The following is a 26512-nucleotide window of genomic DNA, read 5'->3' as shown; positions in this document are numbered from 1 at the left end:
GTTAGGCAATAGCATATCCTGTGTGTTGCCTAACATTTGGCGGGTGAAATCCCAAGACAATTTTCTCTTTGGGAATTCCTGCTGCTACCAATTCGTAGGTAACACCATCTTCTGTGTCATCTCGTTGCACCCAAATTTTGCCATCAATAATATCAATATGAACTAAGCAACCGTGAATTCGCTTTACACCATCCCAGCCTAAAGTTATCAGCAAATAACTGTCATTTTCGCTATCAAATACTGCTTTACATTCAATAGCTGCGTGCGAATAAGGAATTTGTGTGTAGGGTACTAATACCTCTTTGATGATCCGTCGATAAATATCTAAGGTATCCATTGGATAATCCTCTCAGTTTCTGGATTAAAAACGAGTAACTTGAGATTCTCAGTTTCTATTAAAAGTGTACCAATTGGTTCCTCAAACAAAGCTGTAAATACGCTATCACGTACTGCCAAATATAATGTTCTTTCTGGTTCCAGACGATGGATAACAGCACGATACATGATAAATCCCCCAATAGCATCTTTGAGGTCTGCCATTTCCGAAGGACTAACAAAACTTTTAATTTCTACAGCTATTTTTTTACACCCTTGTTCTGCGGCTAAGAGTTGTTTAGCTCCTAAATCTACATACATATCTTTTTGACCCCACTTTAAATGTAAAGGGTCATCTATAATTATCCAGCCTTCTTGAATTAAGGCATTCTTAACAGCATCATGATAAATATCTCTTGCAGGCATATCAAAGCATATTAAAATTTTTTCTACTTGGAATAATTAAACTTTGTGGTAACACTGGCTGGTAATTTATCTCTAGCAAAAATAAGGCATAGTCTCATCTCTACCTCAGTCTAACTCTGTATATACCGTGAAGCAGCCGGACTTTTATCCAGAATATTTACGCAATAACCTATCTGATATGTAAAATGGTCAGCGTATCAAGCTTTGATCCAGGCGATCACACATGGCCATTACAAAACGGCGACTACCGACATTTTTACAGTTTGGCAAAAGTTCCAATCTTTCCCAAAAACTTATGCTCATTGGGTTAGCCATCACCCTATTTTTCATCTTCCTGGCATTCTTCGCTCCTGTATTCCAAGCTTGGGGATGGCTGCAAAACCCGAAAGATTTTCTCTCTAATCCAATTCACGAGCCACCCTCAGCTAAACATTGGTTTGGCACTAGTCGCCTGGGTTACGATGTCTTCTCCCGGACATTGTTCGGCGCTCAAGCTGCCTTACAGGTGGTGATCTTGGCAACAGCGCTGAGTATGATTATCGGTGTGCCTCTGGGGATGCTGAGTGGTTATCTCGGCGGTAAATTGGATAAAGTGTTGCTGTTTTTGATGGATAGCATCTACACTTTACCGGGGCTACTGCTGTCTGTAACACTGGCGTTTGTTGTGGGGCGTGGGATATTAAATGCAGCGATCGCTATTAGCATTGCCTACATCCCCCAATATTATCGCGTTGTTCGCAACCACACTGTTAGTGTGAAAACTGAAGTCTTCATCGAAGCAGCTCAAGCAATGGGCGCTTCCACTTGGGTTGTGCTTTCTCGTTATCTATTTTTCAACGTCATTCAAAGCGTACCCGTCCTCTTTACACTCAACGCTGCTGATGCAATTTTGGTGTTGGGCGGTTTGGGCTTTTTGGGGCTAGGACTTCCCGAAGAAGTGCCAGAATGGGGACATGATTTAAAACAAGCCCTAGAAGCTCTACCTACTGGCATTTGGTGGACTACGCTTTTCCCTGGTTTAACCATGACATTCATGGTGGTAGGGTTATCACTACTTGGTGAGGGGTTAAACGAATTTGTCAATCCTCGATTACGGAGAGAAAATAGAATCCGAAAATAGTTAGCAAACAGTGGACACTTATCAGTCAACGGGCTAATCATTAATAACTAGTAATTTGATAACTGGAGAGATTTGTGTGAAAGATAACCTGACGTTAATTGCCGCCGCTACTGGTGGGTTTCTCCTTTCTGTTGCCCTTGCTGGCATCTTAAGAGGTGCGCCAGTTACAGCTTGGCAGGAGCAATCGAGTTTTCGCACCACGACTTTTGCTAATTTACAGAAATCGGAGTTGAAAGCTTCGCGTCTTCTTCCAGGCGGAGATGCTACGCGAACAGATCGCGAATGAAAAAAATGAACTGGAGAATAGGGAATAGCTGTTCACCAATGCCCAATGACAAATGACAAATGACAAAATGGTGAGTTCTCAAGTAATTGGCATTGATGTGGGGGGAACAGCAATTAAGCTGGGGCGGTTTACAGCCGATGGAACTTGTTTGCAATCTTTGACTATGGCGGCTCCCCAGCCGACAACGCCGGAGGCCGTGCTGGCGGTGCTGGTAGATGCGATCGCGCAAATTGATCCAAATAATGAAACTTTTGCTATTGGTGTTGGGACTCCTGGCCCCTCTGATGCCGCAGGACGCATCGCTAAAATCGCCATTAACTTACCTGGATGGATCGATGTGCCTTTAGCAGACTGGTTAGAAGCTAAAACTGGCAAACCGACTGCGATCGCTAATGATGCCAATTGCGCTCTTTTGGGAGAAGCTTGGCTGGGAGCCGGTCGTCAATTTCAAAATTTGATTCTCCTAACTTTAGGAACTGGGGTTGGTGGTGCGATTATCCTCAATGGCAAACTATTTATTGGACATCAGGGAGCCGCCGGGGAATTGGGTTTAATTTCATTAAATCCTGATGGGCCAATTTGTAATAGTGGCAATCAAGGCTCTTTAGAACAACATGCCTCTGCTACTGCCATTCGCCGCCGCACTCTCAAAGAACCCATCGAATTGGGTGTTCTTGCTCAACAAGGAGAAGCCGCAGCATTGACTTTTTGGCAAGAATATGGTAAAAACCTGGGAATTGGCTTGACGAGTTTGATTTATGTACTCACACCGCAAGCGATCGTCATTGGTGGCGGTATAAGTGGCAGCTTTGAGTTTTTCTTACCAGCAGTGAAGGCAGAAATTGAGAAGCGAGTGCAGCCTTTATCACGAGATGGTTTACAGATTTTGCCAGCAGAGTTAGGCAATTTTGCTGGGATCGTGGGTGCAGCTAGGCTGGCATTACAACACTATTCGAGATTTTAGATCGTGTAATCTCAGTTATACATATAGCTTGGCGATCGCTTTATTTGCTTTGAAAATTGGCGAATAGCGATCGCAAAATCATTTGCTTTGATCAGCCCTACTTAATAATTCGTGAGAGATAAGAATCCCGACTTTTCAAAGAAGTCGGGGTTCTGTGAATTTAATTACAGGGTATTATTCAGAATTCTTTGTTTGGGCTTTTATCGTTGAAAAGTTCAACTGTATATTCATGTACAGTAATTTGATGATATTGAACCAAGAATTATGTCTAATGCAGTTAAAGTATTCTTTTCCTACTCCCACAAAGATGAAGCCTTGCGTGACGAATTGGCAACTCATTTGAGCATGATGAAACGTCAGGGAGTTATCGAAGCTTGGCACGATCGCGAAATCAGTGCTGGTAGAGAATGGGCTAATGAGATAGATGATAATCTTAATATTGCAGATATCATTCTGCTGCTAGTGAGTGCTAACTTTCTGGCTTCAGATTACTGCTACGACAAAGAAATGAAGCGGGCAATGGAGCGACACCAAACGCGGGAAGCTCGTGTAATTCCCATTATTCTCAAGCCAGTTGACGACTGGAATAGCGCACCTTTTGGTAAACTGCAAGCACTACCTAAAAATGCTAAACCTGTTACAACCTGGCAAGACCAAGATGAGGCTTTTTTAAATGTCGCTCAAGGGATTCGCAGAGTAGTTGAAGAAATGGCGAAATCAAACACTTCTTCCTCAACTCCTGCTAAAAATACTACACCTGCAACTTCCAGCCCTTCTGGAACAAGTGGGGTATTAACTGAGCGCCAGCGTCGGCGATGGGAGCAAGAACGGGATTCAGTGCAAGAACAGTATGACCTCATGAGCAAAAAATTGGGACTGCTGGGTAAAGCATACGCTATTGAAACGGATGTATCTACAAAGCTGAAGCTAAAAGTGCAAATTCAGGATACCAAAACAGAACAAAATAGATTAGAGCGACAGCTTGAGGAAATCGAGCAAAAACTATTGTAGTTGTCTTTTAAACCAGCCAGCCTGCCATATCCTCCATGAAATCTATTGAAGTTTTTATTTCTTACCACCAGGAAGATGAGACGCTACGCCAAGAGTTAGAGAAGCATTTAGCGTCTTTGCGTCGAGAAAACATTATTACAAGTTGGAACGATCGCAAAATTGTCGCTGGGCAAGAAATCAAAGGCGAAATCGATCGGCATTTAAACCAGGCTGGGCTGATCTTATTGCTAATTAGCCCTGATTTTATCGATTCTGATTATCACTGGACAATTGAAGTTACACGAGCTTTAGAACAGAATGCAACTAAAAAGGCTCGTGTTATCCCAATCTTGCTACGCTATACGGATTGGGAAACTCCTCCCATTAATCAATTGTCCCCACTGCCAAGTAATCGCAAACCGATAAAAAGCTGGAACGATCGAGATGAGGCATTCTTGGAGGTTGTTAAAGGAATTCGAGAGGCGGCGCGATCAGTTGCTAACTCGAATTCCTCACCCCCACAACAAACAACACCAGAACTGGAAGAACGTCAATATCAAGTGACAAGCTTGATAAACGAAGCGGATCGTTTGCGCGAAGCTAAAAAGTTCGAGGAAGGAGCCATCAAGTACAAAGCAGCCCTCTATCTTGACCCGAACTCTATAATCGCTCACATTCACCTGGGAAATTCGCTGTACGGTCAAGAGAAGTTGGAAGAAGCGATCGCCGCCTACCAAAGAGCTTTGCTAATTGACCCTAACTATGCAATCGCTCACAATAACCTGGGGATTGCGCTGTCCGATCAAGGGAAGGTGGAAGAAGCGATCGCCGCCTACCAAAGAGCTTTGCTAATTGACCCTAACGATGCAGACGCTCACTATAACCTGGGGATTGCGCTGTACGGTCAAGAGAAGTTGGAAGAAGCGATCGCCGCCTACCAAAGAGCTTTGCTAATTGACCCTAACGATGCAGACGCTCACAATAACCTGGGGAATGCGCTGTCCGATCAAGGGAAGTTGGAAGAAGCGATCGCCGCCTACCAAAGAGCTTTGCTAATTGACCCTAACTATGCAAACGCTCACAATAACCTGGGGATTGCGCTGTCCGATCAAGGGAAGTTGGAAGAAGCGATCGCAGCCTACCAAATAGCTTTGCGAATTGACCCTAACCTTGCAAGCGCTCACAATAACCTGGGGATTGCGCTCTACGATCAAGGGAAGTTGGAAGAAGCGATCGCCGAACTGGAAATAGCTGTTCGCCTTAACCCTAGTAACACTCTTATTCGTAACAACTTAGAGATTTATAGAAATAAGAAGAAGGGTTTTTGGGGGCGTTTATTTGGTGGGTAGAAGATTCTCAGTCTTATTCATCTCAAGGGCGTGCGTTAGCGTAGCTCGTCGTAGACATCGCCTGTTATTGATGATGCGTAATAAACTCAGCGTGTTGTATTTCCCTTTCAGATTTGTCTGAATTCATGAATTGTTATATTTCAGGTATTCTTAACCAATCTTAATAAAGCTAAAAATTCCGTATCCTCTGAATAACGAGAAATCTTTGAGCCACAGTTCTATCAAAAGGATGAATTAAATTTTCTCCCACTTGCGAATATTTGTTGTTAGACTAATACTGAATATTTTTTTAACTCCATACAAAAAATAACTACTTAACCAATGGTAGATGCCAAAATTTATAAAAATATAGTGTAATTAAATTGTTAATTTTTTCCCATCTTTTTTTTACTTGCGTTATCTTTTGCTTACGTGATTTTAATACTACCTTTACATTATCCCTTAATTGTAAGTGTGAGATCATGCAGAATATCCTCTTTTGTTAGGCAATCCGTAGTATTAGAGTTAATTTAAGAGAAAAACTTATCATAAATTAACTGCTTAACACTTTTACATAAAAATACATAGGGTAGAATAACTGAATATTGCTCCGATATTTTTAAAATTAAAAGCAGGATTTTTTAATGATCAGCTTAAGTAATTCAGAAAAGGACACAGTTAGCAGCACAGCATCCACTAAGAGGCTGGCAAGGGCGATGATGGTTTCTGATGGGGAGTTCTCACTGATATTAGCTTGTTGTAACAGTGTTGAAAGACAGCAGCAAGTGCTGAATCTGTTAACAGAATTTTCATCGACAGATATCCACGAAGTCTTGCTCTCACCTGCGGCTGACACATTGTATACAGCTATTACAAGTGCGATTGGTGCTACCCAACCCGAAGCTTTGATGGTACGGGGTTTAGAATCCGTAGTAGAAATTAACCAACTAATCATCAGTACTAACATCATGCGAAATGAGTTTCGGAAACAGTTTCGGTTTCCCTTGATGTTGTGGGTTAATGATGAAATTCTCCGCAAGCTAGTCTGGTTAGCACCAGATTTCAAAGACTGGGCAGCAAGTACTATCAGATTTGATGTATCTCACAATCAGTTAGTTGAATCTGAACAACGAGCCATCAGCGCCTAATATTGCCTGATATTACTCAAAATATTGTAGATGCTAGGTTGAGCCGAGCAAAATATAAACTACGGTTCTGTTCAATTATTTATAAAATTACTTTTATTTAACCTTCGCTTACCCTAACTTCTCATGGGATATGGAAAACCTTGCTTCCATTTTTCTGTAATGCGAGGATATGGTGTATACATAAGTCCTAAAAACCTAGCTTCATAAGCTTTTCCTAGTTCTCATCCTCTACATCGGAACTAAAAAGCTATTTTCCCAGATAGGGGCGTGGAGAAGAATCCACAACAAAGTTTTTATCTAATGAAATCTAAGCTTCTTAGTTATTCCTAGATTGCCGTAAAATATAGGGCAATACAGTTCAGATAAGACCAAAACACTTGTAGAGACGGCGATTTATCGCATCTCAAAACCCACGATTTTGTACAAATAGCGCTTAACCCAAGCGTATTGGGATATATGGCGTTTTGATTGAGTGCAATTTTCATCCAGAATTTGTATAAGGAACAAACAATTAGTACATCAGCGTCTGTATTTATATCTGTTTCAGGACAAATATACTAAATTAATTCCAACTGGTGAAGTACTGGAATTATATATTTTATTGCCTACACGTGGTTGGATACTATTTCCCAGTTCTATAACTATTGAGTAACATCGCTATATTACGATGAAAACCATGCTGAAAAAATACCTTAACACCAATCAAGCACGAATTTTTACTGCTTTGATTTTGACTGGAATTTTGTCTGTAACTAGCAGTTTAACGCTTATCAAAGATGCAACGGGCGCTTCTGCTAACTTCTCGTTAGAAACAAACAATAAAGTCCTCAAAGATAATGTTAAACCAAATCGCTTGCCACGTCCAGTAGCTAAGGCGGTACTGCGAGATTTAGCCCGCAGACAAGGAATTTTTACTAGCCAACTGCAAATTATTGATTATAGTCAACAGACTTGGCGTAATGGTTGCTTGGAACTGCCTCAATCGGATGAAATCTGCACCCAAGCGTTAGTTCCTGGTTGGCGGATTGTGGTGTCTAATGGCAAACAAAACTGGGTTTATCATACCAATAACAATGGGCGATCGCTACGTTTAGCTTCGGCAAATACTCCCTCTAACAACCTGCCAGATGAATTACCTGCGTCTGTAAAAAATGCTGTTTTGCAAGCTGCATCCAGACGTTTGCAACAGCCAATTTCTCAGCTAACCATCATTCAGGCTCAACAGCAAACTTGGAGAAATGGCTGTTTAGAATTAGCTAATGCTGATGAACTCTGTACCCAAAATTTGGTATCAGGCTGGCGAGTAGTTGTTGGTGCGGTTGACCAAACCTTGGTTTATCATACTAATCAAACAGGTTCCGCAGTCAGACTGAATCAAAAGGCTAACGAAGGTACACTTACCCCTGTGCAAATTCCAGCTAGCGAGTTACCACCACCGTTAGATCGAGATATAGTATTTCGGCAAATCTCCAGTGGCGGTTTTGCTGGCAGAACCTACCAGACTGTCTTACTAAAAGATGGGCGATTGATTCGCGTGCGAATTGGTGATGCTAACGATTCTGAACGTAGTGTTCGCAGCGTTTCTGTGCAACAGGTGCAACAATTTCAGAGATATTTGGAACGCTCTAATTTTAGTAAATTCCAAAATTTGAGTTACCCAGCCCCTAGTGGTGCTGCTGATTATATCACCTTCACTCTTACCAGCCAAAAGGGTACAGTTCAGTACAATGATATTTCTCGAAATAATCTACCAACGAATTTACAAGCAGCAGTCAAAGCTTGGAATCAACTCGTAGCCAGCGCCCAATAAATGATCAACCTCAGCAATGAGATTAAATAGCGATTGTTTTAGCGCTTACAATCAAAACGATCGCTATTCATGCTGATTGTTCATAATTTGATGATATCTCTAACAAATGATGAAAAGGTTTCTCAAGTGGTGTGTTGAGTTTCATTCTTGGTGGAATATTCGCCAAAGCAGAAAGTCGGGGTTATTTGCCGTTATCGTTACCTTGAGTGTGGTAGCTACGGTAATGCTATCTTTCCCATTGAACGCTCAAATTAATCTACCGCCAAAACTGGCATCTGAGCTAAGGGGGGTGTGGTTAACAAATATTGATAGTGATGTGTTATTTGAGCGCGATCGCCTCAAGGGATCTTTGCAACGCCTTGATGAACTCAATTTTAACACCATATATCCGGCGGTTTGGAATTGGGGATATACATTGTATCCCAGCAAAGTTGCCCAAAAAGTAATTGGGCGATCGCTCGATCCCACACCGGGATTGCAAGGGCGAGATATCCTCAAAGAAATTGTCGATGTGGGACATCAAAAAGGGCTAACAGTGATTCCCTGGTTTGAATTTGGCTTCATGGCACCAGCCGACTCTCTCTTAGCTAAAAATCGCCCCCAATGGCTCACTAGCCACAGCGACGGGACTCGGATTGTCAAAGAAGGCACGCATAACCGTGTTTGGCTAAATCCCTTTCGCCCAGAAGTACAACAATTTATCCAAGATTTAATCGTTGAAATTGTCAGAAACTACAATATTGATGGCATTCAATTTGATGACCATTTTGGCTTACCATCAGAATTAGGTTACGATGCTTACACAGTGGCACTTTACAAAAAAGAACACCGTGGTAAAGCTCCCTCCAAAAATTTTAGAGATCCAGAATGGGTGCGTTGGAGAGCTAACAAAATTACCGAGTTTATGAAACGGGTATTCAAAACCATCAAAGCTACTAAAAAAGATTGCCTAGTTTCCATTGCACCTAATCCTCAACGTTTTTCTTACGAGTTCTTTTTAGCGGACTGGCAAAAGTGGGAACGGCTAGGAATCATTGAAGACTTAGTTTTGCAGATATATCGTGATGATTTGAATGTTTTTGTTAACGAATTAGAATATCCAGAAGTAAAAGCGGCAAAAAGCCATATTCCAGTGAGTGTGGGTATTTTGGCTGGGTTAAAAAACCGATCTGTGCCGATGCAACAGATTCAGACACAAGTGCAAAAAATCCGCGATCGCAATTTTGCTGGAGTCTCTTTCTTTTTCTATGAATCCCTCTGGAATATGAGCAAAGAAAAGCCACAAGAACGTCAAACTGGCTTCCAGAAGATTTTCCCCACACCTGTCGCTTACCCGAATTTGCTAGCAGGTTGGAAACCATTTAGTTAAGAGTCATTAGTCATTGGTCATTGGTCATTAGTCATTGGTACTAATGACTTCGATTTCTCCACGGTCTTTTTATGAAAACGAGCGAAGCGTTGAGTCGGTGAATACTCTAAAAATTTGGGATGTTACTCATGATCAGACGCTTACACAGCCGTAAAATTTCTTTAGTGGCTATGCTGGCGCTTGTGATATGCCTTACTCTGGTAAGCGTGCGTTCATTTGGGCAAACAATTATGACATCAGCACCCCAACTGCTCACCGATCCATTTTTACAACTACCAACTGAAACCTCAGTGCAAGTAGTTTGGTTTACTGAGTTTGCTGGTGTTAACCACACAGTAACTTATGGTGAAAATCTTAAACAAACTGCTAAGGCAAATACTACTAAACTCAGTCGCACTCGTGAAGACCAGCAATCAAGAGTTGGAAACCAAACTAAAGACGGTGAAGTTTATCAAAAACCAGTCCAGCGCGACATTTGGCGACATGAAGCTGAGGTAGGTGGGTTAACTCCTGGCGTGCGGTTAAACTATCGGGTTACGAGTGTGCGAGAAGACGACGAGAGTATTAACAGTGATGTTTTTACCCTTGCAGCTACTCCCAAACCAGATACACCACTAAAAATTTTACTTACCTCAGATCATCAATTAAAGCCGATGACAGCAGCGAATCTGCAAAAGGTGGTAGAAACAGTTGGACGAGTTGATGGGGTGTGGTTTGCCGGTGATTTAGTGAATGTTAGCGATCGCGCCTCAGAATGGTTTGATGATAATAGTGGTGGTGCGTTGTTTCCCGGCTTACAAGGTCGTGCTACTTATGAAATGACGCACAACGACATTAAGACAACCTACACTGGTGGACAAATAATTCAACACGCACCCATGTTTACTTGCATTGGTAATCATGAGGTGATGGGGCGATTTGCCAGGATGGGAAGTTTAAATGATGAATTTGATGATACAATTCCCCGCGTCGTTGCTCAAAAAATTTATCGAGACAAATCTTTAATAGATAATTCTTTTAATACTAATACCTACGAAGAGATTTTCTCTTTACCAAAAAGTAAAGAGGGTGGAAAAAGGTATTATGCAGTCAGTTTTGGGGATGTGCGTTTAGTGGTACTGTACGCTACGAATATGTGGCGAACTCCCAACTTAGATAGAAAGCGCAGAGGGAGATATCAGGAAGCTGAAAACGATTTAAATAATCCTGAAAATTGGGGTTATGGACAGCTAATTTATGAGCCAATTGCTAAAGGAAGCAAGCAGTATAATTGGCTAGAAGCAGAACTCAACAGCCCTGAATTTAAACAAGCAAAACACAAAGTTGTGATGTTCCATCATCCTCCCCATACTCTGGGTGATAATATCGTTCCTGCTTATACAGAACCTGTTCAAATAGTTGAACGAGATGGTAATAATATTAAAGCAGTGCGTTACGAATACCCGAAAGATGCAGATTATATTATCCGCGATGTTGTGCCTTTATTAGAAGCGGCTAATGTGCAATTGGTATTCTATGGGCATTCTCATTTGTGGAATCGCTTTGTTAGTCCCAGTGGAATGCACTTTCTAGAAACATCTAATGTTGGCAATACTTACGGCGCTGCTTGGGGTGACAGAAAGCGAGAAGTGCCAATTGGATATCAAGAGGATTATGTTAAGGTTGGCGATCCCAATGGTTTGGAACCAATAGTGCCCACAATTTCCCCTTTGTTGGGTGAAGATGGAAAGCCGATACCTTATATTTCGAGTAATAATATTACGGTTTTTAGTATTTTTGATACGGGGGCGGGGACAATAAGTAGTTATCGCTTTGACACTCACAAGCCTGATTCGGAAGTAGTGAAGTTTGACGAATTTAAGTTGAAATATAGCAATCCTATTTGATTTGTGAAAATCGGCGGATTTAGCTCCCCAACTTATTCGATAAGTCGGGGATATTGTTGTTTGCAAATAATCAAGGATTGCTATAGGCTAATACGGTTCAGTTATGGCTCATTATTAAAGTCCATTTTTTTAACGAACCGCAGAGGCAAGGCAGCGCGGTCTTCTCCCAAAGGGAGAGGCTAGCGCCAAGGGGGTTTCCCCCATGAGCGACTGCCGCGCAGAGAACACAGAGAGAAGAAAGAAGTTATTAATCCATGCTATTGGATTATAAGCTGCTAATCGCATCGGCAACTAGTTTAGAAACGAAGGGTAAAATATCTCGACTCTTGGCTTGGGCTTTCCCTTCAGTAAATACCACTAATAGGTAAGGGCGCTGTTCTGGTAATTCAATATACGCGGCATCATGGTGAACTTGACTTGTCCAACCTGCCTTTGACCAAATTTGAGCATTTTCAGGAATTCCACCACCTAAGAAACCTGTTACCTGATCTTCCTCTCTGTCAGTGGGCAAATCGTTGAGAGGACGTTTGAGTAAAGCCATCATAGCTTGCGATCGCGCACTGGAAACCGCAACTCCACCTACAATACTATGCAGTAACCTAGCGATCGCATTTGTGGTCAACATATTGCGATTTTCTAGTAACTCTCCCACAAATGCCCGTTCTCGTCCATAAGGGCCCTCACTCCAGGTTTTTTGACAGACGTTAATCGTCTCCATTTCTTCCCAACCCAAAGATTGATAATAGCGGTTAACGATATTACGCTGATATTTCCAGGTTTCAAAGGGCCCGGTTGGTAATTCTGGCCCAGATGTAGTACCACTTAAAATATCCACAACCAAGCTGGTAGCATCGTTACTAGAATCGACAATCATATCCCGCAAAGCGCGTTCCAACTCTTTGGAGGTTTGAGTCATGCCTTTTTCTAGCCATTCATTTACCGCCACCAGGTAAAATAGCTTGACTACACTGGCGGGATAAATCCGTTCAACACCGCGATAAGTAAAACCACGGACTGGATGATCCCAAAAAGCGTTGGGAGTCAGCGCCCCACCAGTATTTACTCGCACTGGTGGATCGTAAACAACCCAAGTCAAGGCAATTTGATTCCGGGCTAAAGTCGGAAATGCTGCCCAAGTTGCATCTAAAATGCCATTACCAATATTTTCGAGTTGTTCGTCTTTATTAAAAAAAATCATTCTCTAATAATGTCCTTTAATCTAAAATCCGAAGTCCAAAATCCAAAATTAGGGGAGTATCAGTGTTTAGCTGACCTAAATTTATATGATTCTCCTGAATGTACACGTTTAGCAACTCAATCTGCATCTGGAAGGCATTTGTGGGTAACATCAAATCGTCAAAATTTAGCGTTCGAGGTGTATTTGTGTGAAGATGACTATCCGGGATGGTTATCTCTTTCAGATTTTGATTCATTACAACCTGCTACTGTACCTTATCAGGCTGCAACATTTTCTGAATCTGAAATTAAAAAACTCCTCGCAGAGGTCATCGCCTTTACCAAGAAAGCGATGCAACAATCCAATTATTACCTTTGGGGTGGTACGGTTGGGCCAAATTATGACTGTTCTGGGTTGATGCAGGCGGCGTTTGCTTCGGTGGGGATTTGGCTACCTAGAGATGCCTATCAACAGGAAGGATTTACCCAACCAATTACTATTGCAGAACTAGCAGCTGGGGATCTGGTATTTTTTGGAACTAACCAAAAAGCAACCCATGTCGGGCTTTATTTAGCTGATGGTTATTACATCCATAGTTCTGGTAAAGATCAGGGACGGGATGGAATTGCGATTGATATTCTCTCGGAACAGGGAGATGCTGTTAGTCTGTCGTATTATCAGCAGCTGCGAGGTGCTGGTAGAGTTTTTAAGAGTTACGAACCACAGAGACGCTGAGGGCGCTGAGGCTTATGAGGAGTGGGTTGGTTGATCAAGGGTTGAGTGAGGAGAATGGGACGATTTCGACTATTGTCCCAGATGTTTCGGTGGTGGTGCCGATACATGATGAGGTGGAAAGTTTGCCGCTTTTATTAGAAGCGATCGCATCTACTTTATCTTCTAGTCAGGTAAATTATGAAATCATCTGTGTGGATGATGGTTCTACAGATGGTTCCGGGGATTTTCTGAAAAAAGAGGCGCAAAACCGCACTGATTTAAAGGCGGTAATTTTGCGTCGCAATTACGGACAAACTGCGGCGATGGCTGCTGGATTTTATTATGCAGCCGGGAAAGCGATCGTTACTTTAGATGCCGATCTCCAAAATGATCCGGCTGATATCCCTATGTTATTAGCAAAGCTGGATGAGGGTTACGATTTGGTAAGTGGTTGGCGGCAAAAACGCCAAGATGGTGCTGTAAATCGGTTACTTCCTTCCAAAATTGCTAACTGGCTAATTCGTCGCACCACTAGCGTGAATATTCATGATTATGGCTGTTCGCTGAAAGCTTATCGTGCAGAATTGTTGGCAGATATGAACCTCTACGGTGAACTACACCGATTTTTACCCGCTTTGGCGTACATCGAAGGAGCTAGAATTACTGAAATACCCGTGCGTCATCACGCCCGTCGTTTTGGTCGCAGTAAATATGGGATTTGGCGGACATTCCGGGTGTTGATGGATTTGTTAACCATTCTATTTATGAAAAAATTCCTCACCCGGCCAATGCACGTTTTTGGGCTGTTGGGCTTGATTTCAATGGTTTCAGGCACAGCGATCGGAATTTACTTGACTTTTGTCAAATTAGCTTTAGGTGAGATGATTGGCAATCGCCCGTTGCTAAGTTTGGCTGTTCTCCTGCTAGTAACTGGGGTGCAGTTATTTTGCTTCGGTCTTTTAGCAGAATTGCTCATGCGTACATACCATGAATCCCAAGGACGGCCTATCTATCGCGTGCGAGAAGTAGTAGCAAAAATTGTTAAGTAACGTAACAATAGTAGTCATTAGTCATTGGTCATTGGTCATTGGTCAAATAACAAATGACAAATGACAAATGACAAAACCTCATTAAATTGCATCTACCTTGAAAGCACTTAATACTTTTGACACCGAACTACGGCGCAACCTGCTGGTTTTATTTACAGCAGGTTTATTATTCTGGTCGAGTTTGTCTTCGCTTTTACCAACCTTACCGCTTTACATCGATGATGTGGGCGCAAGCAAGCAAGAAATTGGGATTGTGATGGGCAGTTTTGCCATTGGGTTATTGCTATTTCGCCCGATGCTGGGACGGTTAGCCGATGAACGTGGTCGAAAAATTGTCTTGTTGATTGGTACGATAGTAGCTGCGATCGCACCCTTTGGTTACTTGGCAACTCAATCAATTGGGCTGTTGATCCTGGTGCGGATTTTTCACGGTATTAGCGTTGCTGCTTTTACAACTGGCTACAGTGCCTTAATCGCAGATTTAGCTCCCGCAGAAACTCGTGGCGAAATCATTGGTTACATGACCCTAGCAACTCCCCTTGGTTTAGCAATTGGCCCTGCCTTGGGTGGGTATTTAGAAGCTACAAGTGGTTACGGAATATTATTTCTGGTATCTGCGGAATTGGGTTTTTTCGCTCTCTTGGGAATTGTACAAGTCATAAATCCGCCAGTGCATACACAAGAGCAAACTGAGGCAGAAAATCGCAATTATTGGCAAATTTTGAGCAGTCCACAGGTGAAAGTTCCAACTATAGTTATGTTGCTGGTTGGTTTGTCTATCGGTGCTGTACATACCTTTGTCTCGTTGTTCCTCAAATCCAGTCAGGTAGACTTCAATGGCGGACTGTTTTTTACAGCTGCGGCAATTTCTAGTTTTAGTATCAGGATATTTGCTGGTAAGGCAAGCGATCGCTTTGGTCGTGGTTTATTTATCACCTTTGGTATTTTTTGTTATGTTTTAGCGTTAATACTGCTGTGGCAAGCTTACAGCCCGATGGTTTTCTTATTGGCTGCGATCGCTGAAGGTGCTGGTGGTGGTACACTAATATCGATGATGATCGTGATGATGGCAGACCGCTCACTGCCAGAAGAACGGGGACAAATTTTTGCTCTATGTATAGCTGGACTTGATTTAGGAATTGCGATCGCTGCTTCTCTTTTGGGCATTATCGCAGAACAAGTCGGCTACCGCGATATGTTTGGCTACGGTGCTGCGATCACTTCTGTTGCACTTGTTATCTTCGTCACCCAGTCGAGCAAAAACCTATCCAACTCCCTGCGCTTTGCAATAGGTCTAGCTCCAGATGCTTATGCCTTGAAAAACTTAAAAGTTAGGAGTGAAGAAATTTAATTCCTCACTCCTAACTTTTGACTCTTAGCCTGATAAAACGGGCGAGGAGGGATTCGAACCCCCGACACCGTGGTCCGTAGCCACGTGCTCTAGTCCACTGAGCTACACGCCCTCACCGACAATCTATATTAACACGTTCAACTAAATGACGCAAGATAATTTTCTATCTAATTTTGCCAGCTTAACCCATCTAGATCAACACGGACAGGCACAGATGGTAGATGTGTCTGATAAAGCACCCACCATCCGCCAAGCAGTAGCTGCTGCCAATGTGCGAATGCTGCCAACAACCTTTGCTGCGATTCAAGCCGGAAATGTCCCAAAAGGTGATGTGTTAGCAACTGCAAGATTGGCTGGGATTATGGCAGCCAAGCAAACAGCCGTTTTAATTCCTCTATGTCATCCGTTGCCTTTGCAAAAAATAGCGGTCGAAATTATACCCGACCCGCAACTACCTGGTTATCAAATTCAAGCCACAGTCAAAACTAAAGCTGAAACTGGTGTAGAGATGGAAGCCTTAACTGCTGTTTCTGTGGCTGCGCTGACTTTATACGATATGGCAAAAGCTTTAGAAAAGTCGATTCAAATTGAATCGATTCGTTTAATAAGTAAGAGTGGCGGGAAATCAGGAGATTATTCCCCGCCAGAGCAAGAACCTAGATTATCTCACCTATAGTTTTGTTGAGATCGGCTGGGCTATCAAACTCCTCATCATCTGGCAGTTTCTCTAACAGAGAAATAATCTCCTTATCTGCCCCTTGCTTTTTAGCGTGCTTAATCAAGTCTTTCTTTCCAGCAGGGTAGTCAACACCTTTTAAGTGTTTTTGCATTTCAACTGGGTTTGCCTTAGCCATTTTTATCCACCTCTAAAGGTTCTTTCCATATTCACAAGTGGATATATTTGCTCCCTCTATCAAACAGATGAATCATTTTTAACTGAGATAACTTAAAAGGTCATCCACTAGGTTGATGAATTATGTATAGGGGATGGGGAATGGGGGATGGGGAATGGGGACTTGGGGACAAGGAGAATTGGGGATAAGGGGAAAGACTTGTTTCAAGTTCTCACTTCTTGTCCCGAATGGCACGCTTGTTAATCGCAAAGCCCTGATATAACTTGCTTTTTGAGTGTAGGGAGTGTGGGGAGTGTGGGAAGTGTGGGAAGAAAGAGAAGAAATTGAATAACTGCATATCAACAAATGCTGCATTGCCTCCCACACCTCCCACACCATGCCAGCAAGGAGGTTTCAGCTTTTCAAGCGTGCCATTCCCCCTTGTCCCCTGCTCCCTTGTCCCCTGCTTCTTCCGGTTGTCAGGGTCTAATAGCAACCACTGCCACAAAAACCTTAGAATAAATAGGGTGTATTTAAATCTGTAACAAATATTTATGCCTCCTCGTTGGCCTCGCAAACCCGATCGCAAAGACGCTGATTATCGTAAGATCGATGACCGGATGAATTTTGCCACCCATGTAGCGATCGCTGCTACGATTAACTCTGGCTTGTGGTTTTTCCACATTTTGAAAGGCACTACCTGGGAGTGGCTGCCGTGGGTGACTTTAAGTTGGACAGGAATAGTGTTAGCGCATCTGATTTATATTAGTGCGATCGCTAACTACACCGAAACTCCACCCAAATCCACCTGAAGACGGACTACTAATGCTAGGGCGATTGTAACCTGTGGTAGTGGAATCAGCCTTTTAATTGAGTGATAATGTAAAAAAGCCTGAGATTTCGCACTTTTTCTTAATGTAGGGTTATTTTTATGGCTAAGACTAACACCACGGAATTACTAGAAGCCCTAGCAGCTGAAATTGGCGAAAATGTCTACATAGACATTGCCAAATGGCATCTTTATCTATCGAATGCCAAACTGCATACCCTTGTTGCCGAACGACTCTATCCTTTAATTACTTCCAACAGTGTAAATGAAGACCAAGTTTTAAAAGTTTTGGAATCCATTTCAGTAAAAATTGGCGGCGGTAGAAGTGAAATTCCTTTAATCGATTTACTGCCACTGCAATGCCAGGTTACTTTAGTTGATATTTTGGAAAAATATCAACGCGAGTTCTAATCGCTAAAACCAAGATTATCTTAGTTTGACAATTTTATTGATCAGCATTTCCTAATTCGATTTTAGTTCCTGAATTAGGTATATGTTTGCTGTGTCTATTTTATAAAAATTAACTCTACAGGTACACACAGATAAATCTCGTGTAATTTCTGTGTGGATTTGTAATAAAAATTTCCTTTAACAATTAAGGAATATCCGCGTTCAAAATCAGTTTAGATTTGAGCGAGTTTATATTGAGACTCGCTTTGAACTTTCATGCAAATTCATTGAGGCAATTTCTATGCTTTTACAAGTCAAAGATAGTGGCGAATTAGTCAAGATTCTTGAAATTCAGGAATTACTTGACCCGAATAATGATGTTGTTCACGCAAAAGACCAAGAAGGTCAAGAAGAACAGCAACCTGAAAGTTTTAAAAAAGAAAATCTCGTTTTTCCTTCAGGTGAAGTTTTACCACGCTGTTGGTTAGATGCCGACTATAGACACGACAACGGTTAATTATTAAAGTAGGGTAGCATAGCCATGCTACCCTAATAAGTGCCAAATTATGACGCAGCTTTTTCTTCTGCATTTACCGTTTCATTCTGCTGAAATTTCGGGAAAAATGTCTTAGCAATCCAGTAAGTCAAGATATGAGACAGTAATCCCATAGGGCCAGCAAACAAACACAGTGCAAGAGAGTGAATTGTCCAAATACCTGTTTTTTGCCCTTCCCAATAAATCCAGCGACCGACGAATAAATCCATCACTAGAAAATGAATCCAACCTGTTGCAGCAGCAGTTTCATCTGCAAAGAATCGTGCAATATCAGCTAATTGGGGATTCGATAAAGCTTGGGCATTTTCTGGCGTAATACTGCTGATAAACAAATACAAATACGCTCCAGCTAACAGCACAAATGGCAAATATGATGACATTATCTGCCGTGTAACTTTCCAGTTTGGCAATAAAATCATTAACGCCCAAAAGGGCAAAACAAAAAGATTGGCAGCATTAAACAGTTGAGAGATCGTCATATTTTTGCCAGGTGAAGAATTTTCAGTTATTATTTGTTTTGAATTAACTAATTATTATTAACTTGTATCTCTCACGATATAGATCCCCGACTTCTTTAAGAAGTCGGATATCTAACTATACTTATAAAGCTACAAGTTGCGATTCGATTTCTGAAGACTTCAAATCACGTCCAATAAAAACTAAGCGCGTTTGCCTAGCTTCTTCCGGTTTCCAGGGGCGATCGTAAAATTTATCAAATCGCGTTCCTACGCCTTGCATCACCAAACGCATAGATTTATTTGGCACTGCAACAAAGCCTTTAATCCGGTAAATTTCTTGTTGTTGTGCTAATTTCTCTAACTGCTGTTGCAACTTTTCTGGATCAAAGGTACGATCCAAAACTAAATTAGTTGAAGTAATTTCTTCGTCGTGATTGTGGTCTTCTTCGGTATCATGGTGACTGGGACGAGAATCTAAATTATCTTCAACTGCGGCTTGGAATCCTAATAATATAGATGCGTCTAGTTGAGAACGATCGCTCTCGACAATCTTCACCACTCTAGGCAACTCTTGCTTAATTAATTCCTCAACTCTCGCTTTTGTCTCGGCATCCACCAAGTCAATTTTATTCAACACCACTAAGTCTGCACAAGCAAGTTGGTCTTCAAACAGTTCTTGCAAGGGTGTTTCATGTTCTAGATTATCATCTGCTTGGCGCTGGGCTGCGATCGCATCTGGATCGCTAGCAAATGTCCCTGCTGCTACCGCCGCACAATCTACCACCGTAATTACCGCATCCACAGTAGCGGCGTTGCGAATTTCTTGCCAGCGAAAAGCCTTCACCAATGGTTTTGGTAAAGCTAAACCAGAGGTTTCAATCAAAATACAGTCGATGCTATCTCGCCGCTTGATTAACTCTTGCATCGTCGGATAAAACTCTTCCTGCACGGTGCAACATAAGCAGCCGTTGGTTAATTCAAAGATATTAGTGTCGCCCTCACCATCTTCGGGGCAAATTTGACAGGATTTTAATAATTCGCCATCAATACCGAGTTCGCCAAATTCATTGACTAAAACGGCAATGCGACGACCTTGGTTGTTTTGTAGCAGGTGGCGAATTAGGCTGGTTTTTCCACTACCTAAGAAGCCTGTAATCACTGTGACAGGAATTTTCGTTGCCATATTTTTGCCTGATTTACTCAGTATGAGAAGTTTTACGGGTTACAAACTTAAATACTGAGATTAAGCTTGGTTTGAAGATTGACTTAGTTATTTTAAGCTGAAAGTCTATGGTTAGCCGGAAAATATTGCCGTTTTTATTGAGTTTAGGTTTGGTTTTGATTCCTCAAATCAGTGTGGCGCAAACGGTAGAGGAGTTGGAACAAAAAGCGACATCTGCCGAAGAAGTGAAAAATTATCAAGAAGCTGCTAATATTTGGCGGAGTTTGATTGAACGCGATTCCAAAAACAGCTATGCCTACATCAAGCTAGCAGACATTCTATCTTCCCAAGGAAAGATTGCAGAGACGATCGCTGCTTATCGTCAAGGGTTGCAATTAACTCCCGATGCGGCGATTTACCTCAAATTAGGTAATTTTCTGGTTGAAAAGGGACGAACCGCAGAAGCGATCACTGCTTTCCGTCAAGCTGTCAAACTCGATGCTAAAAGTGATACAGCTTTCATCATTTTAGCGATGAATTTGATAGCAATGGGCAATCCAGAGGAAGCAGTAGTGGCTTATCGTCAAGCCATTAAAATCGAGCCTGATGACGATAATTACAACAATTTAGCCGATACCCTCTTCAAAATAGGCAAACGAGAAGAAGCGATCGCCGCTTACCGAGAAGCCCTAAAAATTAACCCAAAGAGCTATCAAGCATACAGTAGCCTGGGTGATATTCTCGAATATTCCGAAGCAGTCGCAATCTATCGCCAAGCGAGTAAAAATGACCCAAAAAATGAGGTTTATTACGAAAGGTTAGCTGAACTCTCACTAAAGCGCGGTTTTGTAAACGAAGCGATCGCAGCCTACCGCCAATTAATTAAAATCGAGCCTGAAGCTTCAAGGTATGTAGAACTGGGCGATGTGCTGATGACACAAGAAAAACACCAAGAAGCGATCGCTATTTACCGCCAAGCCGTTGCCACAAAACCCACTGATTATTATTACAGTAAATTAAATGAAGCACTAGCTCAACACGGAAACCTAGATGAAGCCTTGGCAAACTGCCAGAAGGTGGTAAAAATTGGTGAAGGCAGTTATGACACCTGCTCAAATATTAGCTTGCCACTTTACAAGCAAAAAGGCTTTCCTGCTGTTATGGAATTTTATCAGCCGTTGGCGAATCTAATACCACGTCGCCAAATGGCAGAACTTTACATCAAACTTGGCAGAGAGATTTCTTATGGTGAATCTGGTGATGGCTCAAAACAAGAGGCGGCAGCAGTTTTTCGAGAAGTGCTGCAAATAGATCCAGAAAACACTGATGCTCAAGATGCTCTCAAGAACTTAATTGCTTCTTAAAGGATTCTCGTAACTCCCCAGGTAGGATGGTCAGGATTATTCCAAGCAAGGAAGAGTAATGGTAATGTTCAGGTATGAGTCCAGAAGAAAAAGATCAAAAAATTGAGAGGCTTGAACTGGAAAATCAGGATCTGCGTCAAAAAATAGCAGAGCTAGTAGTCTGCCAACCCAAAAATGCTGCGTGATGGCTGGGTAAAGGGGAAGGGGTAAGGGGTAAGGGATTTGAAACCTTTCCCCCTTCCCCTTTACCCTTTACCCCGCCAAGTTCACTTGGCGAACTACTAGAGAGGCGTTTGGGGTTAGATAGCCGTAGTTTCAACCCAAACAGAAACATGGTATCGAGTTGCGCCTAAACGCAAAGACATTGAAGTATTGGATGATATCAAGCTAAGGATCATCGTCTCTCCCAAAATTGAATAATTTAATTTTTGAAACTCCCAAAGACAGCGGCATCTGAAAGGAAAAATTATGGTGTAAAGAAATGCTGGTGTTGTGAATATGTTATGATTTCGAGCAAAAAGTCTCTGTTCACAACATTTAGAAGATGGGAACTCTAGCTAATAAGTTTAATTACAGTATCCCACCCAGCACTGCCAATGATGTCCCATCCTGCTCATCCCACTTTGGGCCAATCTTCTTACCCTGGCTTGACTAGAAGCTTAAGTGCTGTTGAAAGTTGGGGCTTCGGTTTAACAGCTCATATTTCCTGGACAGCATTGGTTCCAGCAATTCATGCTGCTCTCGGACCCCAAGCTATTTTTGTCTGGATACCTGCGGTGATTTTCGGAATGCTGCTCAACTACCAGGTAAAACGCTTGGGTATGCATTTTATAAATGTGGCTGGAGGAACGCCTAACTATGCTACTAAGTTGCTGCAAAACTACCCAGGAATAGCTTGCTATGCAGCAATTGGATACTTGCTCAACTGGGTTTCCTACCTGTCAGTTAATACAATCGTTCTCAAAGATTTAATTAAGGTGAATTTGGAGGCGCTGGGTATTGCTTGTCCAGAAATACTTCTAGATATTGGCTTTACACTGTTACCGTTTATAGTCGCGTTTAGTGGAACTCGCGCCCTAAGTATTTTACATTTATTTTTTGTAATTCCAGCCTTTGGATTGCTAATTACCTTCTGTGTACAGGGTCTTGGCTGGTTAGCTTTCTCTGGTGATAGTCCTGGGTTTTTTCCTAGCAATTGGTCATCTCTGGGTTTTGTCGATTGGGCAAAGTGGTTCTTTTTCGTCACTTATGCCACCTACAGTTGTGAAACGGCTTCTTCTTTTGTCGCCGATAGCCGCCAACCCACCCAGACGCTACGTTTTCTAGATGTTGCGGCTTGGATGATGCCACCGATCTTTTTGGGGGGATCTTGGGTAATGATGCGGTTAGCAACCGATCCCAGCCTCAAAGACAATGCTTTTATGAATCTTGTGGCGGCTTCCCAACCTTTCTGGGGAAAATCAGCAGCTATAAGTGTTTCCTTTTTGCTAGTAGCTGCTTGTCTTTTAGGTTCGGCAACGGTTGTTTCTAATTGCCCTCGGATTTTGTATCAGTTGGCTTTAGACAAACACATCTCACCTGTATTTTCCGTTGTTTCACGTCGGGGTGTGTTTGCGCCAGCACTGACATTAACACTGGTATTGTGCCTGATTTATTTGATTTGGGGAGATGTCGCGCGAATCGTAGCCGTTGGTAATGTTGGCTGGTTTGTCTCCTTTATGTTATTGCATTTGGGGCTTTGGCTGCGGCGCGATCGCTCGGAAGTTTTGTTCCCTCGCATATCTTTGGCGATTCTGCTGTTAGAAGTTGTGGTGCTAGTGGTAGGCGGACTTGCGTGGGGTTGGCTCAACTTGCTAATTGGGCTATTATTTCCCATTGGGGTTATGGGAATAGATGCAGTGATTCGCCGGGTGAAATTCCCTCCATTTCATCCCAGTTGGTGGAGGCAGCGATATCGCACACGCTCTCAGGTAATTATCAAGGACTCGGTAGTTCTCCAGGTGAGCATCCTGATTTTTTTACTATGCAGTGCAGTGGCAGTTGGCTGGTTATTTGGTGTCAAACTAAATAAAACGGCAAGCGAGGCGGGGGAGAATATATTTGTGGTGCTGCTGATGACGGTAGCATTTGTGGGAGTAGCGATCGCTTGTTGGACAAGTTTACCGCAAGTGGTTGCGATCGCAGAAGCCCGTGAATCTGCCGAACACCTATTTACTGTTGCCCAAGATGGTATTTTAGTTGTGGACGATCGAGGTATTATCCAGCAGGCAAATCCAGCCACTGAATCTTTCTTTGGCGTTAACCCATCTGAGTTGGAGGGAAATCACCTCAACAAATGGCTAACTGCATTAGTCTACTATCCAGAGGAGTGGACAAAGCGCAGCGAACAAACCCTACTCCGCAATGGCAAAAACAAAATCCTAGAAGTTTCCATCTCAGACAGACCACATCAGGATTTTCAGGAGTATGTCGTCATTCTCCACGACATTACCCAGCGCAAACAAGCAGAGCAGATATTGCGATACTCAGAAGCACAATTGCGCCAAGAGGCAAAGCAGTTAGCATCTCAACTCATACATAGCGAAAAAATGTCCAGTTTAGGGCAGTTGGTAGCAGGTGTAGCGCACGAAATTAACAACCCAGTCAACTTTATCTATGGCAATATCACCCATGCCAATCAATATATTGAAGATTTACTGAAGATAGTGCAATTATATCAGCAAAACTATCCTAATCCAGTAACAGAAATTAAAAAAGAAACAGAAGCCATCGACCTAGATTTCGTAATAGCAGACTTGCCTAACTTGTTAAATTCTATGACTGTTGGTGCCGAAAGAATCACAGAAATCGTACTATCTCTGCGAAACTTCTCTCGGTTAGATGAAACAGAGATGAAAGCTGTAAATATCCATGAGGGTATAGATAATACATTGCTCATTCTAGAACATCGACTCAAGGCTAAATCTAACTCTCTCACAATTGACATTATCAAAGAGTACGGCGATTTGCCATTAGTAAAATGTTATGCTGGACAACTGAATCAGGTATTTATGAATCTTCTAGCAAATGCGATCGATGCTTTAGAAGAAGCTGTGGATAATGGGGAGTGGGAAGTAAAGAAAGCAGCCCGATCTACTCCCCAAATTAAAATTCATACTCAGCTTAATAGTGAAAATCAGGTAGTTATTAGCATTGCGGATAATGGTATAGGCATTCCAGAAAACATCCAAAAACACTTATTTGAACCATTCTTTACCACTAAACCAGTTGGCAAAGGTACAGGGTTAGGTTTGTCTATTAGTTATCAGATTGTCACTCAAAAACATCTGGGAGAATTAAAATGTATTTCTACTCAGGGACAGGGTACAGAATTTGTAGTTGTAATTCCGCTAAATCAGGAAGCTATCTAAATAAATAATTTTTAGGTTCTTCCGGTGCTTTTATGGTGGTTACTAAATTTTAGTAAATTTTATTAACTACATTTTAATGATATTTATCCTTAAAACATAGACTGTGTAAGCATTGTAGCAGCTTCACGTATACTGAAATAATCCAAATAGCATGATTTATACTATAACACAGTAAAAATTAAGGCTTTCACGCAGTGTGCCGTAGGTATCGCTATGAAATTTACTGTAGAGCAAATCCTGAATCTGCCCGATACGAAAGTATTAGATTTTCAAGAAATTGAAGGGGAAGAAATAATTATAACGATAGAAAAAAGCGTTAACTATTCGACTTGCCCATCTTGTGGGCAAAATACTCAGAGTATACATCAAAATCATTGGCGGATGATTCATGATTTATCTTGGAGTAAAAAGCCAGTACTCTTAAAAATAAATCGTCGCCAGTTCAAATGTCATAAATGTAAAAAAGTCTTTAGTGAGAAATTGGATTTTGTAGATAAAAGTAAAGGATATACAAAAAGATTAGCAACAGACATAGTACAACAAGTATTAAATAGTAATATTCATAGTGTTGCCGAAAGGAATGGATTGAGTGATGAAGAAGTAGAATCAATGTTAAAAAAGCAAGCTTCACAAATATTAAATATTAATCTAAGCCAGGTAAAAAAGTTAGGTATAGATGAAATAGCTTTAGTTAAAGGTCAAGGAAACTACTTAGCAGTATTAGTGGATTTAGATACTCATAAGCCAATTGAAATAGTGCAATCACGACGAATAGAAGATATCCGTGAAGTAATTGCTGGCTGGGGATTTGAAGTACTTAATCATGCTTGTTGAAGTGAGTATTGATCTCTGGTCGCCTTATAAAAGCTTAGTAGAAGATTTAATGCCAAATGCTAACATAACTGCTGACAGTTTTCATGTGATGAAACAAGTAAATGATGAATTAGATCGGATGCGTAAAACTGAGAAGAAAGCAGCAATGTCGTTAGAAGATAAATCCGAAAAATCTCGCCAACTAGAGGCATTAACTAAAAGCAAATATAGTTTAATTAAAAATGAAGATTCTTTAAACGAAAAGCAAAAATCAAAATTAAACTCCGTGTTAGAGGTGTCGCCGACTCTGGCTAAAATGCACGCACTTAAAGAACAATTCCGCCAGATATTTGAAACCACTAAATCTTGGGGAGATAGCATAACACAATTATTAGATTGGATGTATGATGCACGTTCATACTTTCCGAAAAGTCTAGGGACAATGGTGAGATGGTTTGGGGAAATAGTCGGTTATTTTGATGGCAGAACTAACAGTGGTACTGTAGAAGGAATTAATAATAAACTCAAGTTAATTAAAAGACTTGGGTATGGCTTTCGGAATTTTAGCAATTTTCGATTACGCAGTTTATTAAACTGGCACTTTTCTATTAATTCTCCATAAAAGTAACGGATGAACCAATTTTTATAAGTTCAGTAAAAATGTGACTGAGCAAAGTCTATATTTAATGTTGAACAATTTTAATCGTTTGATATAAACCTCATCTATGTTGAAACCTAGAGTTTTTTAAAAGATATATTTATGT

Annotated in this window: 24 protein-coding genes, 1 tRNA gene and 1 pseudogene; 19 read left to right on the top strand and 7 right to left on the bottom strand. The window is 41.6% G+C overall.

Annotated elements, in window-relative coordinates; genetic code table 11:
- Position 1: 1 nt before the first annotated feature.
- Both GJB62_RS06220 and GJB62_RS06215 read right to left on the bottom strand, forming a co-directional pair.
- Positions 2-337, bottom strand: a complete 336-nt coding sequence (locus GJB62_RS06220; protein WP_114082032.1) for a XisI protein — start codon at positions 335-337, stop codon at positions 2-4.
- On the bottom strand, positions 325-741 hold the full coding sequence (locus GJB62_RS06215; RefSeq protein ID WP_114082031.1) for a XisH family protein: 417 nt from the start codon (positions 739-741) through the stop codon (positions 325-327). The genes GJB62_RS06220 and GJB62_RS06215 overlap by 13 nt, the downstream gene beginning before the upstream one ends.
- 223 nt (positions 742-964) lie before the next feature.
- Between GJB62_RS06215 and GJB62_RS06210 the strand changes: the two genes are divergently transcribed.
- The 9 genes from GJB62_RS06210 to GJB62_RS06170 all read left to right on the top strand — a co-directional run bounded on the left by GJB62_RS06210 (position 965) and on the right by GJB62_RS06170 (position 11642).
- Positions 965-1861: an ABC transporter permease gene (locus GJB62_RS06210; RefSeq protein WP_114082030.1), complete on the top strand. Its 897-nt coding sequence runs from the start codon at positions 965-967 to the stop codon at positions 1859-1861.
- 76 nt (positions 1862-1937) lie between these two features.
- Positions 1938-2147 (top strand): hypothetical protein, encoded by a 210-nt coding sequence (locus tag GJB62_RS06205; protein ID WP_114082029.1) that lies wholly within the window; start codon positions 1938-1940, stop codon positions 2145-2147.
- A 52-nt stretch (positions 2148-2199) separates the two neighbouring features.
- A complete protein-coding gene (locus GJB62_RS06200) occupies positions 2200-3111 on the top strand; it encodes an ROK family protein (RefSeq protein WP_245246106.1) in 912 nt (303 codons plus the stop codon).
- A gap of 264 nt (positions 3112-3375) precedes the next feature.
- The gene (locus tag GJB62_RS06195; RefSeq protein WP_114082027.1) at positions 3376-4122 is read left to right on the top strand and encodes a toll/interleukin-1 receptor domain-containing protein; all 747 of its coding nucleotides are present in this window, start codon (positions 3376-3378) and stop codon (positions 4120-4122) included.
- Positions 4123-4157: 35 nt separating this feature from the next.
- Complete coding sequence (locus GJB62_RS06190; RefSeq protein WP_209271483.1) at positions 4158-5450, top strand: toll/interleukin-1 receptor domain-containing protein; 1293 nt, start codon at positions 4158-4160, stop codon at positions 5448-5450.
- A gap of 623 nt (positions 5451-6073) precedes the next feature.
- Positions 6074-6577, top strand: a complete 504-nt coding sequence (locus GJB62_RS06185) for a hypothetical protein (protein ID WP_167755977.1) — start codon at positions 6074-6076, stop codon at positions 6575-6577.
- 667 nt (positions 6578-7244) lie between these two features.
- On the top strand, positions 7245-8387 hold the full coding sequence (locus GJB62_RS06180) for a hypothetical protein (protein ID WP_114082026.1): 1143 nt from the start codon (positions 7245-7247) through the stop codon (positions 8385-8387).
- Positions 8388-8496: 109 nt separating this feature from the next.
- Positions 8497-9756 (top strand): glycoside hydrolase family 10 protein, encoded by a 1260-nt coding sequence (locus GJB62_RS06175; RefSeq protein WP_114082025.1) that lies wholly within the window; start codon positions 8497-8499, stop codon positions 9754-9756.
- A 230-nt stretch (positions 9757-9986) separates the two neighbouring features.
- Positions 9987-11642, top strand: a complete 1656-nt coding sequence (locus tag GJB62_RS06170; RefSeq protein WP_114082024.1) for a metallophosphoesterase family protein — start codon at positions 9987-9989, stop codon at positions 11640-11642.
- A 265-nt stretch (positions 11643-11907) separates the two neighbouring features.
- Here GJB62_RS06170 and GJB62_RS06165 read toward each other — a convergent pair whose 3' ends face one another.
- Entirely contained in the window at positions 11908-12840 is a 933-nt protein-coding gene (locus tag GJB62_RS06165; RefSeq protein WP_114082023.1) for a serine hydrolase, read from the bottom strand.
- 9 nt (positions 12841-12849) lie between these two features.
- Here GJB62_RS06165 and GJB62_RS06160 point away from each other — a divergent pair, with 9 nt between their 5' ends.
- The 3 genes from GJB62_RS06160 (at position 12850) to GJB62_RS06150 (ending at position 15933) form a co-directional block, all read left to right on the top strand.
- A complete protein-coding gene (locus GJB62_RS06160; protein ID WP_114082022.1) occupies positions 12850-13554 on the top strand; it encodes a C40 family peptidase in 705 nt (234 codons plus the stop codon).
- A gap of 14 nt (positions 13555-13568) precedes the next feature.
- Positions 13569-14582 carry a glycosyltransferase family 2 protein gene (locus GJB62_RS06155; protein WP_114082021.1) on the top strand — a complete coding sequence of 338 codons (1014 nt, stop codon included), beginning with the start codon at positions 13569-13571 and terminating at the stop codon, positions 14580-14582.
- A 97-nt stretch (positions 14583-14679) separates the two neighbouring features.
- Positions 14680-15933 (top strand): MFS transporter, encoded by a 1254-nt coding sequence (locus GJB62_RS06150; RefSeq protein ID WP_114082020.1) that lies wholly within the window; start codon positions 14680-14682, stop codon positions 15931-15933.
- 38 nt (positions 15934-15971) lie between these two features.
- Here the strand turns inward: GJB62_RS06150 and GJB62_RS06145 are convergent.
- Positions 15972-16045: transfer RNA gene (locus GJB62_RS06145), tRNA-Arg, on the bottom strand.
- Positions 16046-16078: 33 nt separating this feature from the next.
- Between GJB62_RS06145 and moaC the strand changes: the two genes are divergently transcribed.
- Entirely contained in the window at positions 16079-16609 is a 531-nt protein-coding gene (gene moaC, locus GJB62_RS06140; RefSeq protein ID WP_114082019.1) for a cyclic pyranopterin monophosphate synthase MoaC, read from the top strand.
- Here the strand turns inward: moaC and GJB62_RS06135 are convergent.
- Positions 16590-16787, bottom strand: coding sequence for a DUF2795 domain-containing protein (locus GJB62_RS06135; RefSeq protein ID WP_114082018.1), 198 nt, complete (start codon positions 16785-16787; stop codon positions 16590-16592). The genes moaC and GJB62_RS06135 overlap by 20 nt on opposite strands.
- A 533-nt stretch (positions 16788-17320) precedes the next feature.
- On the opposite strand from GJB62_RS06135, the gene GJB62_RS06130 reads away from it, so the two are divergent.
- The 3 genes from GJB62_RS06130 to GJB62_RS06120 all read left to right on the top strand — a co-directional run bounded on the left by GJB62_RS06130 (position 17321) and on the right by GJB62_RS06120 (position 18502).
- Positions 17321-17578, top strand: coding sequence for a 2TM domain-containing protein (locus GJB62_RS06130; protein WP_114082016.1), 258 nt, complete (start codon positions 17321-17323; stop codon positions 17576-17578).
- 119 nt (positions 17579-17697) lie between these two features.
- Positions 17698-18006 (top strand): DUF3181 family protein, encoded by a 309-nt coding sequence (locus GJB62_RS06125; RefSeq protein WP_114082015.1) that lies wholly within the window; start codon positions 17698-17700, stop codon positions 18004-18006.
- A gap of 280 nt (positions 18007-18286) precedes the next feature.
- Positions 18287-18502, top strand: a complete 216-nt coding sequence (locus GJB62_RS06120; RefSeq protein ID WP_114082014.1) for an acetyltransferase — start codon at positions 18287-18289, stop codon at positions 18500-18502.
- A gap of 47 nt (positions 18503-18549) precedes the next feature.
- Here the strand turns inward: GJB62_RS06120 and GJB62_RS06115 are convergent, their stop codons facing one another.
- Positions 18550-19020, bottom strand: coding sequence for an ABA4-like family protein (locus GJB62_RS06115; protein WP_114082013.1), 471 nt, complete (start codon positions 19018-19020; stop codon positions 18550-18552).
- A gap of 121 nt (positions 19021-19141) precedes the next feature.
- Entirely contained in the window at positions 19142-20182 is a 1041-nt protein-coding gene (gene cobW / locus GJB62_RS06110; RefSeq protein ID WP_114082012.1) for a cobalamin biosynthesis protein CobW, read from the bottom strand.
- Between the two features lie 107 nt (positions 20183-20289).
- Between cobW and GJB62_RS06105 the strand changes: the two genes are divergently transcribed.
- From GJB62_RS06105 to GJB62_RS06095, 3 genes and pseudogenes are all read left to right on the top strand, one after another.
- The gene (locus tag GJB62_RS06105) at positions 20290-21525 is read left to right on the top strand and encodes a tetratricopeptide repeat protein (RefSeq protein ID WP_114082011.1); all 1236 of its coding nucleotides are present in this window, start codon (positions 20290-20292) and stop codon (positions 21523-21525) included.
- A 596-nt stretch (positions 21526-22121) separates the two neighbouring features.
- Complete coding sequence (locus tag GJB62_RS06100; RefSeq protein ID WP_114082010.1) at positions 22122-24935, top strand: ATP-binding protein; 2814 nt, start codon at positions 22122-22124, stop codon at positions 24933-24935.
- A 213-nt stretch (positions 24936-25148) separates the two neighbouring features.
- Positions 25149-26370, top strand: a pseudogene (locus tag GJB62_RS06095) (ISL3 family transposase).
- Positions 26371-26512: the final 142 nt, after the last annotated feature.

The organism is Nostoc sp. ATCC 53789 (assembly GCF_009873495.1).
Lineage (GTDB): Bacteria > Cyanobacteriota > Cyanobacteriia > Cyanobacteriales > Nostocaceae > Nostoc > Nostoc muscorum_A.
The sequence above is the reverse complement of the archived record's forward strand: the minus strand, read 5'-3'. Positions and strand labels throughout refer to the sequence as shown.

Coding starts and splice junctions, on each gene's coding strand:
- GJB62_RS06210 (WP_114082030.1), top strand. CDS start 965: ATGGCCATTACAAAACGGCGACTACCGACATTTTTACAGTTTGGCAAA.
- GJB62_RS06105 (WP_114082011.1), top strand. CDS start 20,290: ATGGTTAGCCGGAAAATATTGCCGTTTTTATTGAGTTTAGGTTTGGTT.
- GJB62_RS06185 (WP_167755977.1), top strand. CDS start 6,074: ATGATCAGCTTAAGTAATTCAGAAAAGGACACAGTTAGCAGCACAGCA.
- GJB62_RS06170 (WP_114082024.1), top strand. CDS start 9,987: ATGACATCAGCACCCCAACTGCTCACCGATCCATTTTTACAACTACCA.
- GJB62_RS06215 (WP_114082031.1), bottom strand. CDS start 741: ATGCCTGCAAGAGATATTTATCATGATGCTGTTAAGAATGCCTTAATT.
- GJB62_RS06120 (WP_114082014.1), top strand. CDS start 18,287: ATGCTTTTACAAGTCAAAGATAGTGGCGAATTAGTCAAGATTCTTGAA.
- cobW (WP_114082012.1), bottom strand. CDS start 20,182: ATGGCAACGAAAATTCCTGTCACAGTGATTACAGGCTTCTTAGGTAGT.
- GJB62_RS06130 (WP_114082016.1), top strand. CDS start 17,321: ATGCCTCCTCGTTGGCCTCGCAAACCCGATCGCAAAGACGCTGATTAT.
- GJB62_RS06135 (WP_114082018.1), bottom strand. CDS start 16,787: ATGGCTAAGGCAAACCCAGTTGAAATGCAAAAACACTTAAAAGGTGTT.
- GJB62_RS06125 (WP_114082015.1), top strand. CDS start 17,698: ATGGCTAAGACTAACACCACGGAATTACTAGAAGCCCTAGCAGCTGAA.
- GJB62_RS06155 (WP_114082021.1), top strand. CDS start 13,569: ATGAGGAGTGGGTTGGTTGATCAAGGGTTGAGTGAGGAGAATGGGACG.
- GJB62_RS06165 (WP_114082023.1), bottom strand. CDS start 12,840: ATGATTTTTTTTAATAAAGACGAACAACTCGAAAATATTGGTAATGGC.
- GJB62_RS06160 (WP_114082022.1), top strand. CDS start 12,850: ATGTCCTTTAATCTAAAATCCGAAGTCCAAAATCCAAAATTAGGGGAG.
- GJB62_RS06190 (WP_209271483.1), top strand. CDS start 4,158: ATGAAATCTATTGAAGTTTTTATTTCTTACCACCAGGAAGATGAGACG.
- GJB62_RS06115 (WP_114082013.1), bottom strand. CDS start 19,020: ATGACGATCTCTCAACTGTTTAATGCTGCCAATCTTTTTGTTTTGCCC.
- GJB62_RS06175 (WP_114082025.1), top strand. CDS start 8,497: ATGAAAAGGTTTCTCAAGTGGTGTGTTGAGTTTCATTCTTGGTGGAAT.
- moaC (WP_114082019.1), top strand. CDS start 16,079: ATGACGCAAGATAATTTTCTATCTAATTTTGCCAGCTTAACCCATCTA.
- GJB62_RS06195 (WP_114082027.1), top strand. CDS start 3,376: ATGTCTAATGCAGTTAAAGTATTCTTTTCCTACTCCCACAAAGATGAA.
- GJB62_RS06100 (WP_114082010.1), top strand. CDS start 22,122: ATGATGTCCCATCCTGCTCATCCCACTTTGGGCCAATCTTCTTACCCT.
- GJB62_RS06200 (WP_245246106.1), top strand. CDS start 2,200: ATGACAAATGACAAAATGGTGAGTTCTCAAGTAATTGGCATTGATGTG.
- GJB62_RS06180 (WP_114082026.1), top strand. CDS start 7,245: ATGAAAACCATGCTGAAAAAATACCTTAACACCAATCAAGCACGAATT.
- GJB62_RS06220 (WP_114082032.1), bottom strand. CDS start 337: ATGGATACCTTAGATATTTATCGACGGATCATCAAAGAGGTATTAGTA.